This window comes from Halanaerobium sp., assembly GCF_003070835.1.
Genome location: NZ_QBLR01000010.1, coordinates 12,261 through 26,463, shown reverse-complemented (window position 1 = coordinate 26,463; position 14,203 = coordinate 12,261). Strand labels below are relative to the sequence as shown.

The following is a 14,203-nucleotide window of genomic DNA, read 5'->3' as shown; positions in this document are numbered from 1 at the left end:
AACCTTTTATAAGCCTATAAGAATATAAGAAAGGGAGGTTGATATAATGAGAGATTTTCTAATATCAGCTGTAATGGTGGGGATAGTAATGATTCCACAATTAGCTGAATTGTATTTTTCTAAAAACAACTAAGAAATAAACTAATACAGAATTTAAAAAGGTCCTAAACAGTTTTGCTGTTCAGGACCTTTTTTAGTTATTCTATTTATTTTGATAAGCTTTTTTGGACTCTTCAATTACTGCAAGTGCTTCTTCAACACCGGCCCAGCCAATAATATTAACTTCTTTTTCTTCTAAATTTTTATAAACAGAAAAGAAATGCTCGTATTCTTTGAGCAGATGCTCTTCTAGATCATATAAGGTGTTAGTATTTCTAAAACGCGGATCATGTTCGGGAACTGTAAATATTTTTTCATCTCTTCCCTTTTCATCTTCCATAATAAACATTCCGATTACTCTGGCAGTTATAATACAGCCGGGAAAGGTCGGAAAAGTAGTTAAAACCATTGCATCAAGGGGATCACCATCATCAGCTAAAGTTTCTTCTAAATAGCCATAATCTGCTGGATAATAAACCGGTGAATACATTACCCGGTCCAGTCTAAACTTCCCCTTTTCCTTATCATATTCATACTTGTTGTTGCTGCCCTTTGGTATTTCAACAAAAACATCAATTACATTACCACTCATATTTATTCCCCCAATTATAAATTCAATATACTCTTTAATTAAATTTAGACAAAGATATTTTAAAGCTGTTCTAATTAATAAGTTCTGAAAGTCTTTCTGCCATCTGCGTGATTTGGTCAGCTGCATTATGTAGTTTTTCAGTCATTAATTTTTCGTTTTCAGTAAAAGATTCGACCTTCTGGTTCATTTTATCAATATTTTCTTTTGTGTTTTCGGTTGACTGATTTAGATTATCTATAAAAACAGTAATCTCTTTAACTGATGATCCTGTCTCATCAGCAAGTTTTCTAATCTCATCAGCAACTACATTAAACCCATTGGCATTGGCGTCAGCCCGGGCAGCTTCTATTGCTGCATTAAGGCCAAGCATTTTAGTCTGGTCAGAGACAGTTTTAATAAATTTAACTATCTCGTTTGTTTTCTCCAAATTGGCCTTGCTGTTTTCTGATGCCTGCTGTAATTTTTCTGCTGTCTGATCCAGTTCTGCTATATTTTGAGTATTGCTGCTGCTGATTTCTTTGATTGTTCCTCCAATATCTGCGGCCAGATTGCAGAGTTTATTTGCCTCTACTTCCATTCTGTTTAACATTTCTTCTCTGGAGTTTACAATTTTAAAAAGAATTAAAGAAGTCTCAGAATCAATTATTTTTGTTTTTTGATCAGCTGCTTCTTTAACCAGCTCAGAGAGTTTTTTATTACCAGTGACCTCCAGTATAACCTTTTCTCTATTTATATTTAAAAGATCATTAAAATCTTTATAGACTGAAATATTGTTTTCCTCTGCCTTTAAAATCCCGGGAGCATCTAGATTTGTATCACAGATCCCAATAACTTTTACATCTTCCATATCCAAAAAGGTTTCCAAAATTGAAGCTCCACCATCCCCGGCCCCAATGATTCCTATATTAAGCATAAATAATTCCTCCACTTTTTAAATTTGATTACTTTACTAATATTTATTTCTAGGTCAGAATAATTAATCCTGCTTTTTGAACAGAATCAAAGAGGAAAGGGCTTTAAACTCTGCTTAATTAATATATAACTTCATCTCAAAAAAATCAACACTTTTTGCCAAAAACTTTTTTTCACAATTAATTACGAAATTTCATTCTAAAATTATATGATAAGCTGAACCTAATTTAAGGCTATTTTCTCCTAAAGTTTATTTAAAAGATCTTCCATATATGCTATAATAGAGACACTATTTTTAATTTTTTACATTTTATAATTCTTGAGGAATATAAGGAGGAAAGTAGATGTTTTTTAAAAATTTGAGTATTGCTAAAAAAATATTCTTAGTAATTGGTCTAAGTTTTTTAGTTTTAGTATTAATAATGGGGTATTTTTTAAACTACCAATTTAATAAGCTAAGCCATGACAACACTGAAACCGTAAGTAGATATTTACTGAATTCAGAAAAAGAAAGAATTCAGCATGCAACAGAAACTGCTGCTGGTTTTATGGAAGAACTGGTGGCTGAACGCGAAAACAACTTAAGTTTAGAAGAATTAACTGCTCTAATTAGAAACTATAATCAGGACCTGGAATTTGGTGAGGTTGGTTACTTTTTTATTTATGACTCTGACGGAAATACAGTTTCATTACCACCAACACCTGAGATTGAGGGCAAAAATCGCTGGAACCTGCAGGACGCAAATGGAAAATATATTTTAAGATCTCTGGTTGAAGCCGCTAAAAGTGGGGGAGCTTTTGTGGATTATATTTACGCCAACCCTGACACAGGTGAAGAAGAAAATAAAATTAGTTATGTCGCTCCAATTGAGGGCACAAATTACCTCATCGGAGCTGGAACCTATGCCGGCATAATTAATAGTGAAGTAAATTCTGTGCAGAATGAATTAGATGGTTTTATTTCTAATATTTCAGGTTCACTATTGATTTTCGCAATAATTACAGCTCTGATTTTTGCTTTAGTAATATTCTTCATTTCCCGCTATATTGCTAAAAACATAAATAAAGTTTTAACTGGAATGGATAAAATGTCTGAAGGTGATCTAACCTACAGATTAGATATAAAAAGCAGAGATGAAATTGGAAAACTTGCTCAGGCCTATAATCAAACTGCTTCTGCTCAGAAAAAAATGGTGGAAGAAATTCAAATGGAAGTAAGTGAGCTCAGCGCTCAAAGTGAAGAGCTTGCAGCTTCAGGACAGGAAGTAGAGAGAGCTGCTGAACAGGTTGGAGGAGCTATTGAAAATGTCGCCTCTGGAGCTGAAGAACAATCAGCTCAGATCTCTGAAACAAGCAGGAATTTACATCAATTGATCAGTAAAATTCAAAATACCAGAGAAAAATCTAAAAAGATGGATCAATCTTCTGAGCAGGTAATAAAAAATGTTAAAACTGGTACCGAATCAATGCAGAGCTCAATTAAACAGGTTAATAAAGTTAAGGATAATTCAGCTGAAATTGGAGTTACTATCAATAATCTTGGGGATTTATCAGAAGAAATTGGAAATATTGTTCAACTGATTAATAATATTTCTCAACAGACAAATTTACTGGCTTTAAATGCAGCTATTGAGGCTGCCAGAGCTGGTGAAGCCGGACGCGGTTTTTCTGTTGTGGCTGATGAAATTAGACAGCTGGCTGAAGAGTCTGCCGAAGCAACAGATAATATTTCCAAGTTAATTGATAAGATTCAGGCTGGAGTTGATAATGCAGTTCAAAAGATGGATGGAACTGAAACTGCCGTCAACAGCAGTGTAGTAGTGATCGAAAATACCGGTGAAGTGTTTAAAAATATTGAAAAAGCTGTTGCTAATTTAAGCAGTTTAATTACTGAAATTGACACTGAAACCAGCGAAATGGCAGCTGTTAGTGATGATGTTAATAATATGATTAATAATGTAGCTGCAGTAAGTGATGAGGCTGCCAGCAATGCTGAAGAAGTTGCTGCTTCCAGTGAAGAACAGATCGCTTCTACTGAAGAAATTGTCTCCGCTGCCCACAGACTATCTGAAATGTCAGATAACCTGAAAAATATGATTGCTAACTTTAAAGTAGAATAAAGTTTAAATTCTCTAATTTAAAAATTAAAACAATTAACCCCCTGCCAGGAGCAATTCCGGTCAGGGGGTTTTGATTTTAAGATATACTATTTTGATTTAAATTTTAATTCTTATTATTTTCCAGTCGGGCAAATAAAATATTGTTCTCCAGATGGATATGCTGAAAAAGATCAGATTCTAATTCTTCAAGCAGACTGTAGCATAGTTTAAATGAATTACAGGCGTCTTCGGGCAGCTGATAATCAGCTGTAACTTCTCTCAATTCTTTGACTATCTCACCTGCTGTATCATGTTCAGTTTCTAATTCCAGAATTCCATTCAGAGTTTCCTCATTTTCGCCACCATTTTCAGCCTGTGAATACTTTATAATTAGAGGGAAAATTTCCTCTTCTTCTTTAATTAAATGTTCTTCTAGCTCCATTCTTAAAGTATTAAATAAGCGGTGAACCTTTTTCAAAACTTGACCGTGATTTTCTCGATGGGCCCGCAGAATCTTTTTTGTCAGCTCTGAAAGCTGGGGCAGAGTCTGCTGTAAAAATCCGTGGTGCTTATCTATTATATATTCTATCAGCTGTGATTGGGATAAATTTTTCGGGTCTTCTATTTCTTGATAATAATCATTTTTGTTAGAATAATTCTCATTTATCTTTTTCAGTATTTCTGCTGCCCTAGAATCATCATTTAAATCTTCCTTAACAGCCAGCTTTAATTCTCGATCTCCGCCACAGCAAAAATCAATCTTATGTTTCTTTAATATTTCTGCAGCACCCGGAAATTCTGTTACAATATTTCCAACTGTATCATTTAATTTAAACATTTTTTCACCTCTTTTTAAAATTATCTACTTTTAATTTATCATTCTAAAAAATTAGTTAGCTGCAAGTTCCGCTTCTGGCGTAAAACTGCAGTAGCCAATCTGATCACTCTGAGCCTTTATTTCTTCCCACTTTTCTTCTGCAATCATATCTTTAGCTGTTGGATATAGAATATTATTTTCTTTAAAGATATGGTCCCTTAAAGTAACCACAACATACTCTGAATGCATCTTTAATTCTTCTTTAAACCGATCAAAGTTCATCTCAGCAGCATTTTCTGCCAGCTTCATTATTTCTTCCTTGTGGGGCCATAGATCATCGTGCTCCATCCGCATAATTCTGGTTGGACCTGTAACTCCGCTTTTATCCACCTCAGGGAAAAGAGTTTCTTCTTCTCTGGTGTGGTGTTTTTCTGTATCCAGCAATTTAGTTCCGATCTCTTTTAATTCTTCAAATAGAGGGTTATCTGCCTCAAATTTATTCAGCTTTTGAATTTCAGCATTTACTTCATCCAGACGATCTAATATTTTCAGAATTTCTTCATGTTCAGCGATTAAAGTGCTTAGAGGATGGCCAACAGGTACATTAGCCTTCAATGCCTTTAATTCCTCTGCCATCGCTTCAATATGAGCAGTACAGAGGTGTCTTAACTCAGTTTCTTCTAAGCCATCATTAATTAATTCCTGTTCGGCTTCAGATAATTCTTTAGCACTGATGCTTTCAATTAACTCCTGAGCCTCTTTTTTTACTTTTTCAGTTGCCTCACCACTATTTAATCTTTCTAAAAGATTCTTAAGTTCTTCTTTTCTTGTTTCTGCAGTCATTGTACTGCCTCCTTATATTAATTATATTTAAACTTGAGTAATTTACTATGTTTTAATTATGACATTAATTTTATGGCATTACTATGACATATATCACATAAGTAGTTTTATTTTAAATTTATTTCTGCAGGCTGCTGAGTTTAATTTTTAAGACTAAGTTTAAAATTAATGACTGCATTAAAAAAAGACCTGCCTGCATAATGCAGACAGATCTTTATTAGGTATATTTTAATTTTTCTCCAGGTGCCCGGTACCCTCCTGGTTTTACTCACCAGCCATGATTGCGGCAACATCTTCTTTAACATCACCGGTTGGCTTAATATCAAACTTATCAACCAATACATTAAGCACATTTTCGGAAACAAATGCTGGCAGTGTGGGTCCAAGACGGATTCCTTTTACCCCTAGAGATAGAAGTGCAAGTAATACAGCTACAGCTTTCTGCTCATACCAGGCAATATCATAAGAGATTGGGAGGTCATTAATATCATCTACACCCATAGCTTCTTTCAGCTGTAAAGCAATATAAGCTAAGGAATAAGAGTCATTACACTGACCTGCATCTAATACTCTTGGGATGCCACCGATATCTCCTAAGTCAAGTTTGTTGTAGCGGTACTTAGCACAGCCAGCTGTTAGAATTACAGCATCTTCTGGTAATTCTTTAGCTACATCTGTAAAGTACTCTCTATCTTTAAAGCGGCCGTCACAACCACCCATTACTACAAAGCGGCCGATATCTCCATTTTCAACAGCTTCAATCACCTTGTCAGCAACGCTCATTACTGTATTACGAGCATAACCACCAGGAATTGTACCTTCTTCTAACTGAACTGGAGAATCACAGGTTTTAGCCATTTTAATCAGTTCGGAGAAGTCTTTGCTTTCTCCTTCTTTGCGGTCAGGAATATGAGTAACCTCAGGATATCCTGCCATACCTGTAGTAAAGATGCGGTCCTTATAAGAATCTTTAACAGGGGTGATACAGTTGGTTGTCATCAGGATTGGGCCATTAAATGATTCGAATTCCTTATCCTGGTGCCACCATGAGTTACCATAGTTACCAACAAAGTGATCATACTTTTTGAAAGCTGGATAGGAATTTGCAGGCAGCATTTCACTGTGAGTATAAACATCTACTCCAGTTCCTTCTGTCTGCTCTAATAACTCTTCCATATCTTTTAGATCGTGACCACTGATTAGAATACCGGGGTTGTTGCGAACACCAATATTTACCTCAGTTGGCTCTGGATGACCATAAGTAGATGTATTAGCTTCATCCAGGAGAGCCATTGTTTCTACAGCCATCTCACCGGTTTCCATAACTAAACCTACTAAATCATCAACACTCATACTGTCATCTGTTGTAGCAGCTAAACATTTTTGAGTGAATCTATCAATTTCTTCTTTATGCTTACCTAAAACTCTTGCGTGGTCACCGTAAGCTGCAATACCTTTTAAGCCGTATGTAGCAAGCTCACGTAAGGATCTAACATCAACATCTTCAGTTTCTAGAACCCCAACATCAGTACCCTTATCATAATAATCGCTATGATCATCACTGTACCAGGTAGCATGTTCAGGTAAATCACCACTAAATTCTTCGCCGTGATTTTCTTTATATGCCTTTTCAAATTCTGCCCGAACTTCATCTCTTAAAGCAAAAGCCTCTTCAATTAAATCTTCAAATCTGTCAGCATCAAAGTTAGCATTAGTAATTGTGGCAAAAAGACCTTCCATAATAAATGGTGCAGTCTTATCTGACAGGTCAACACCCTCAGCCTTAGCTTTTTCTGCGTAAACAGAAATGCCTTTGAGAACAAATACTAATAAATCCTGTAGATTAGCAACATCTGCATCTTTACCACAGACACCTCTTACAGTACAACCTTCATTCTTTGCTGTTTCCTGACACTGGTAACAAAACATGGACATAATTATTCCTCCTTTTAAAATAAGTATCTACTGCAATTTTATTTATCCTATGTAACTGCAGTTCAAAATTAAATTTAAATTATAAGTGTTTAACTCAGGTATAATTATACCGCATTCAAATTTTTCTTCTATGATTTATATCACAGAAGCTTATTTAAATTAATCTCCATTACTTCCTTTTATTTCGTTCAAAATAACCACCACGAGTTGAGCGTGAATCTAAAATATTTACAAAAGAATCAGATTCATGTTTATCTACTACCTCAAATAAATGGTTTAAACATCTTCTTTCCATTGTTACAAATAATATTTTCTTTTTGCCCTTACGTCCTGTTCCATCAAGTACTGTCACACCATAACCTTCATTTCTAAGCTGTTCTACCAATTCTTCACCACAGTTTGAACAGATGATATTCACAGTTACCTGACCTATCGCAACTTTTTCTTCTATAAATGAACCAAAATAATTGCCTGCTGCAAAACCACAGGCATAAAAGATTAAATAAAAGGGGTTATCTAAAGTATTCACAACCCTTGATAAGGCAAGGACATAAATCATCACCTCAAAAAAACCGATTAGGGCAGCATAAAGCCTGCGTCCCTTAAAAATCATCAGCACACGTATAGTTCCCATTGATACATCTATAACCCGAGCCAGAAATATAAAAACTCCACCTAATATAATATTTAACATAAAATTTCCTCCTATAGATATCTATTTATTGATAATATCCATAGTAGTTTAGCAGAAAATAAGATTTAAAGCAATTAACATTTTAAAAAAACATCTGCAGCCGGAGATTGATTGTTTTTACGCTTGGAAACTCTATCACTTTTTAGGATCATTAGAGTCCACGCATTCAATTAACCAATATAAGATGGATTAAACTAAACTCATACTTATCATAAATTCCGGGTGCAGATGTTGCTCAAATTATTTTTGCTTAATAGCAAGATCTTATTCAATTATTATTATTGATTTAATAATCTTCTAAGTGATACCACTCAGCATCTTCCAGCCAGGTATTTGGACGATCTACCATTTCGGTAATATTATCCATGATTTTCTCATGCTTCTTTTCTTCTTCTGCCAGACGCTTAAAGGTCTTTTTGACCAGCTCAGAATCTGATTCTTCAGCTTTTTCGGTATAGAATTCGTAACTCTTTCTTTCTAAGTCAATTGCTTTTTTATAAACATCTACCTGTTCTTCCGGCATTACATCATCACCGGTAGGCATATTATCAGCAATTTTATCAAAGGCTTCCTTGGCCTTAGGTAGAATTCCGGATTCTACTTCGTCAACCTCTTTGTTTTCTTTTAACTGGCGTACAATATTTTCATGCTTTTTTTCTTCCTCTGCCAGTTCTAAAAACACCTTTTTTAAATCCTCATGACTGGTATTGGCTGCACACTCTTCGTAAAACTCACGATTTTCAATTTCAAAGTCAATAGCAAAATCATAAATATTCATAATTATAAGCCTCCTTAAATATTTTTAATTCCAATTTATTTTCTCCATCTACTGGACAATTATCGTCTACTTTCAAAATTAAATTAGCTTTTTATTTGAATTCATCAATTAAGAATTTCAGATCATCAACTTCAACATCACGCTCAACTAAGGCTTTATCCTCTAAATAAGTCATTCTTTCCCTGAATGTCGGCTTTTCTTCTCTGTAGATAATTCCAATTGGAATTTTATCTCCAAATTCCTGAGCTACCTTCATCGCAGCTGCGTGGTCAGTTGGATCATGATCTTCTAATTTATAGACTCGTTTATTGTACCACTGATAGGTATTAATTTTATTAAAGGAAACACAGGGCTGGAAAATATCAATTAAAGCATAACCCTTATGTTTTTTTGCTTCTCTAATCATTTCTTTAAGGTGCTCACGGTCACCAACACTACTGCGGGCGACAAAACTGGCCTTCATTCCAACTGCGAATTGAACTGGATTTAAGGGCTCAGCGTTAACTCCATGAGTCTGAACTGGAGTTCTCAGCTCCGGAACACTTGTTGGAGAAGCCTGGCCTTTGGTTAAACCATAAATCTGGTTGTCGTGGACCAGATGAATAATATCCGGATTCCTTCTTATATTGTGCAGAATATGATTTCCACCCTCACCATAACTGCAGCCATCTCCAGATTCAACAATTACTGTCATCTTAGGATTGGCAACTCTCATTCCGATTGCAGGTGGTAGTGAGCGTCCGTGCAGTCCATTGAAACCATTAACTTTAATATAATGAGGCATCTTAGCTGCCTGTCCGATTCCGGTATACATTGTAACTTCTTCCGGTTTTAAATCCATCTCAGCTAAAGCATCAGCCAGAGCGGTTCTTAAAGGAAAGTTACCACAGCCCGGACACCAGGCAGTTTCGCGGTCAGCTTGATAAATATTTTTATCTACCATTATTTACTCACCTCTTCTTTAAATCTTCTGTAGATTTCCTGACCTGAGAAAGGTCTTCCATCATCTTTTAAGATATTATAATCTGCTTTGATTCCTGTTTCACTGCGTACAAGTCTGTCAAATTGAGCACCAGCATTATTTTCTACAAAGACTAATTTAGCATCTGTTGCTGCCAGCTCTTCTAATTTTTTAGTCGGCAGCGGCCAGAGATCATTAAATTCTAAATGTCCTACATTATATTCATCAGAAAGAATCTTTCTTCCTTCTCTAAGTGGACCGGCAGTTGAACCCCAGCCAACTAAAATATAATCAGGTGCATCTGGACCTGTATATTCTGGCTCCAGCAGATCTTCTGCTGCTAATTTTTTCATTTTTTTAGTTCTTTTGGCAACCATCTTATCTCTTATTTCTCCGTCTTCTACAATATGAGCATATTCGTCATGCTCATCACTATCTAATAAAACTATATTATCTTTAAGCTGGCCCGGATAGGCGCGGGGAGAAATTCCGTCTTCAGTATATTTATAGCGCTTATACTCTCCTTCTACCTCTGCCGGATCAACTAAATGTCTTTCAATTTTCATCTCAGATGTATCTATTACTGGAATAGTTTTAGAGCCATCACCAATAAACTGATCGGAAAGAATAATTACTGGAATCTGATATTTATCAGCCAGATTCATCGCTCTAAATGTCTGATAAACTGCGTCTTCCTGATCCTTGGGTGCTAAAACCATCAGAGGAAACTCATCCTGAGCAATATTAACTGCAAAAAGCAGATCTCCCTGACCGGTTCTAGTAGGTAAACCCGTGGCCGGACCCGGACGCTGTACATCGGCAATTACAATTGGGGTCTCTGTAATTCCAGCCAGTCCAACTCCTTCAGCCATTAGAGCCAGGCCTCCACCTGAGGTACCTGTCATCGAGCGCATTCCTGCATAGGAACCACCAAGTGCCATGTTAATCGAGGCAATCTCATCTTCAGACTGCTCAACAACTATGCCCAGTTCTTCCTGTTTACCGGCTACATAATGTAAGATAACAGTTGAAGGTGACATCGGGTAGGCTGTATAGTAACTTAAGCCACCAAGTAAAGCACCTAAACCAACAGCACTGTTACCATCAATCACCATTCTATCTTCTTTTTTACCGAGGTCTTTAAGATTATATAATTGATCTACTGCTTCATAACCTTTTTTAAGCAATTCAAGATTGTCATCAATTACTGATTCTTTTTTAGCAAAGTGTTCTTTTACTGCTTCTTCAGCCTGATCTGTAGGCAGTCCCATAATTTTAAAAGCAGCACCAACATAGACAGTATTGACCGCTCGGGGGTTAACCTCTTTCGCCATTCCCCTGGCATCAATATATATCATCTCATCCTTATCTGATTCAACTTCAGAAAGAATTGTTCCATCTTCATTCATTTCTGAACGGTGAATCTCTACACTTTCGTCATTTAAAGCTAAAAGTAAATCTATTCCCTCATCCGGTCCTTCTACTTTTTGATCACTTATTCTGATCTGCATAAAGTTATGGCCACCTCTAACACGTGACATATAATCTTTAGTGCTGTATAAGTAATAACCGTGACGGGAAAAAGTTTTGGTCAGCATTGCTTCTACTGTTTTTAAACCCTGACCTGCTTCTCCAGCAATTACAATGTTAAAATCCAATCTTATTACCTCCTTTGCGAATTCCAAATCTTATTTTCTCTGTTTAACAAAACTTAAATTATACTCTCTGTCTAATATATATTATTCAAGAGAGAGCTGGTAAATCCTGCTTGTGAATGGAAATATTTTGGCGTGATTTTAGAAAAATTTTGATTTATCTAATACTAAAAATGATTATTATTACTGACAGCAAAAAGCTCCCGGTTAAAATAATTTTAACTGAGAGCCCTCTAAAAAATCTCGTATTTAATTATTGATTAAAATCTTCCGGTCTCTCCTGACTAAATTCAAAATTAAAATCCATTGCCTTAATAATTCTCACTACAGCTTGCCCATCCCCATAAGGATTAACAGCTGCTGCATGTTTATTATATTCACTGCTGTCAGTTAACAATTTGTAGGTCTGCTGATAAATATCATTATATTCAGTTCCAACTTTTAAGACAGTACCAGCCTCAACAGCCTCCGGTCTTTCGGTAGTATCTCTTAGAACTAATACCGGCTTGCCGAGTGAAGGAGCTTCTTCCTGGATTCCACCCGAATCAGTAAGCACCAGATCAACTCTGGCCATCAAATTGGCAAAGGGTAAATAATCAAGCGGCTCAATTAAATGAATCTGATTATTGTCTGCCAGCATTTTTTTACTCAGCTCTCTAATCACCGGATTTAGATGGACTGGGAAAATAACTTCTAAATCTGAAATCTCAGCTGTTAACTCTCTCACCGCTCTAAAAATATTTTCCATCGGCTGGCCTAAATTCTCCCGCCGGTGAGCTGTCAGCAGTATTACTTTTTTCTCTGCAAAGTCCATCTTTTTAAGCAGCTGGTTTTCAAACTGATAATTCTCATCTACCACAGAAAGCAGAGCATCAATAACCGTATTTCCGGTCACAAAAATCCTGTCTTCAGCAGTGTTTTCCAGCATTAAATTAGCTTTTGCTTTGCTGGTAGGGGCGAAATTGAGATCAGCCAGCACTCCTGTCAGCTGTCTGTTCATCTCCTCCGGAAAAGGTGAATATTTGTTATGAGTCCTTAAGCCTGCCTCCACATGAGCAATATCTATCTGATTGTAAAAAGCAGTCAGGGCTCAAATAAAGGTGGAGGATGTATCCCCATGGACCAGTAAAAGATCGGGTTTTTCTTGACTCAAAATGCCATCCAGTTTGTTAATTATTCTGGCAGAAAGGCCGCTTAAAGTCTGCCTGTCCTGCATGATATCCAGATCATAATCAGCTTCCAGTTTAAAGAGCTCCATCACCTGATCCAGCATTTCTCTGTGCTGAGCAGTTACTGTAATTACTAATTTATAGTTTTCATTTTCCTTAAGTGCCTTTAGAAGTGGTGCCATCTTAATTGCTTCTGGCCTGGTTCCAAAAACAGCCATGATTTTTTTCTGCATCTTAATCATCCTTAATAACCCATATCTTTTAGAATCCTTGCCAGCACTGATAACCTCTCACCAATCAGTTCATTATCATTTCGCAGTGCCTGATCAAAAAGTTTAATATCTTCTTCCAGATTTTCATTATCTTCTGCAACTGCAACTGTCATTGCATCACCCTGAAGACCAACTCTGTCCAGCTGTGGATCTTCCTGGTCATATAACTTTTCGTAACGGTATGCTTCTCTAAAATGCTTGGAAGTCCTGGCGACTAAAATTGCAAGATCAAGTACTCGATGCAAGGGAAGTTCCTCTGACTGCCTGGACCATTTATTTCCTGTGTGGCGCCAGACTTTGGCGGAAATATCTACTTTACCGCGGTCATTCCACTGAGCTAAACCTAAAGATAGTCCTTTAGCATCAGAATCATAAGCATTCCTGCCGTCAATATTTTCGTAATTTTCACAGACTATTACCGGCTTGTGTTTTAAACTTGTTGGTATTTTCATTTTTAGACCTCCAATTTATTTACTAGTTTAGTAAATTACTAAATTACTACTTAAGTATAAACCTCTTTTTGCTTTTTGTCAATATACTAAAATAATAAAAACTGCAGTCATTTAAACTGCAGCAAAAATTTTATTCTAATTTATAGTTCTGGCTGCTCCCCGGTGTCTCAATCAGGTGCTTCCAGTATTTTTTAGGCATAAACTGCTGCTGAACCTTTCTGTTCTTTCGATTTTTAATACTAACGGCAGAGAAAAATGCCCGCCAGAGATCCTGAACTTCTGTTTCTCTTCTTGAAAGTTTTGGCTCAAATCCTTTTTCTAAATCAATTAAAAGCCACTCCTTATCCTCGGCAGAATAAATTACAGCTTCTTCTCGTTTATGATCGTGGATTATCCAGTCCATAGTCGAAAATCTACTTTTGAAATGAGGTGCCAGTAAAATTAGAGTTTTATAATCAGGTTCTACTGCTGCATAATATTTACCTCCGGCAGCCTCCTTCAGTCTGATCAAGCCCTTTAAACGGTGGCTCTCATGCCTCACCCTGTTGGCCAGGTCGTGAATCTGGCGGATATAATCTTTAGTTAAAAGTTCGTCCACACTTTTACCAACCTTAAAACCGGTAAACAAATAGCGAAAGATATATAATTCCATTTTATCTGACTCCGAAAGGTAGCAGTGGAAAATATTATTTAAGGCCTGGGCTGAAATATGCTTTTTAATCTGTTCAGAAAAAAACTCTGATTTTTCCTGATCAGTATTAATTACTTCCTTTTGATAAAACAAATCATCACGAAATTCTGCTTCAGCTAAAATTTTAACTGGTGCCTCTCTATTTTTGAAAGCAGTATAAAGAGCTGTCATTAAACCCTGATAGCTGCCATCATAAGTATATACTTTTTTCGAATTATTTCTGCTCATCATTCT

12 protein-coding genes and 1 pseudogene are annotated in these 14,203 nt (G+C 36.2%); 1 reads left to right on the top strand and 12 read right to left on the bottom strand.

Translation table 11 applies throughout. The annotated features are described in order from the left end of the window. Positions 1–202 precede the first annotated feature (202 nt). Positions 203–691 carry an inorganic diphosphatase gene (locus CI949_RS02320; protein ID WP_133529926.1) on the bottom strand — a complete coding sequence of 163 codons (489 nt, stop codon included), beginning with the start codon at positions 689–691 and terminating at the stop codon, positions 203–205. A gap of 70 nt (positions 692–761) precedes the next feature. Further along, positions 762–1,604, bottom strand: a complete 843-nt coding sequence (locus tag CI949_RS02315) for a methyl-accepting chemotaxis protein (protein ID WP_133529925.1) — start codon at positions 1,602–1,604, stop codon at positions 762–764. Positions 1,605–1,947: 343 nt separating this feature from the next. Between CI949_RS02315 and CI949_RS02310 the strand changes: the two genes are divergently transcribed. Further along, on the top strand, positions 1,948–3,723 hold the full coding sequence (locus tag CI949_RS02310) for a methyl-accepting chemotaxis protein (protein WP_290762703.1): 1,776 nt from the start codon (positions 1,948–1,950) through the stop codon (positions 3,721–3,723). Positions 3,724–3,826: 103 nt separating this feature from the next. Here CI949_RS02310 and ric read toward each other — a convergent pair whose 3' ends face one another. The 10 genes and pseudogenes from ric to CI949_RS02260 form a co-directional block, all read right to left on the bottom strand. Next, positions 3,827–4,540, bottom strand: coding sequence for an iron-sulfur cluster repair di-iron protein (gene ric, locus CI949_RS02305; RefSeq protein WP_133529923.1), 714 nt, complete (start codon positions 4,538–4,540; stop codon positions 3,827–3,829). 51 nt (positions 4,541–4,591) lie between these two features. Next, a complete protein-coding gene (locus CI949_RS02300; RefSeq protein ID WP_133529922.1) occupies positions 4,592–5,362 on the bottom strand; it encodes a DUF438 domain-containing protein in 771 nt (256 codons plus the stop codon). A 264-nt stretch (positions 5,363–5,626) separates the two neighbouring features. Then, positions 5,627–7,291 carry a hydroxylamine reductase gene (gene hcp, locus CI949_RS02295; RefSeq protein ID WP_365941424.1) on the bottom strand — a complete coding sequence of 555 codons (1,665 nt, stop codon included), beginning with the start codon at positions 7,289–7,291 and terminating at the stop codon, positions 5,627–5,629. A 175-nt stretch (positions 7,292–7,466) separates the two neighbouring features. Next, positions 7,467–7,991 (bottom strand): DUF2179 domain-containing protein, encoded by a 525-nt coding sequence (locus CI949_RS02290; RefSeq protein WP_133529920.1) that lies wholly within the window; start codon positions 7,989–7,991, stop codon positions 7,467–7,469. A gap of 286 nt (positions 7,992–8,277) precedes the next feature. Then, a complete protein-coding gene (locus CI949_RS02285) occupies positions 8,278–8,769 on the bottom strand; it encodes a ferritin family protein (RefSeq protein WP_108139556.1) in 492 nt (163 codons plus the stop codon). Positions 8,770–8,860: 91 nt separating this feature from the next. Beyond that, on the bottom strand, positions 8,861–9,712 hold the full coding sequence (locus tag CI949_RS02280; protein ID WP_290762696.1) for a thiamine pyrophosphate-dependent enzyme: 852 nt from the start codon (positions 9,710–9,712) through the stop codon (positions 8,861–8,863). Further along, positions 9,712–11,388 carry a 2-oxoacid:acceptor oxidoreductase subunit alpha gene (locus CI949_RS02275; RefSeq protein ID WP_290762695.1) on the bottom strand — a complete coding sequence of 559 codons (1,677 nt, stop codon included), beginning with the start codon at positions 11,386–11,388 and terminating at the stop codon, positions 9,712–9,714. The genes CI949_RS02280 and CI949_RS02275 overlap by 1 nt, the downstream gene beginning before the upstream one ends. Before the next feature lie 250 nt (positions 11,389–11,638). After that, positions 11,639–12,787, bottom strand: a pseudogene (gene wecB / locus CI949_RS02270) (UDP-N-acetylglucosamine 2-epimerase (non-hydrolyzing)). An 11-nt stretch (positions 12,788–12,798) separates the two neighbouring features. Next, the gene (locus tag CI949_RS02265) at positions 12,799–13,278 is read right to left on the bottom strand and encodes a DUF6530 family protein (RefSeq protein ID WP_133529916.1); all 480 of its coding nucleotides are present in this window, start codon (positions 13,276–13,278) and stop codon (positions 12,799–12,801) included. A gap of 130 nt (positions 13,279–13,408) precedes the next feature. Continuing rightward, positions 13,409–14,200: a TIGR03915 family putative DNA repair protein gene (locus tag CI949_RS02260; protein ID WP_290762692.1), complete on the bottom strand. Its 792-nt coding sequence runs from the start codon at positions 14,198–14,200 to the stop codon at positions 13,409–13,411. Between the last annotated feature and the right edge of the window lie 3 nt (positions 14,201–14,203).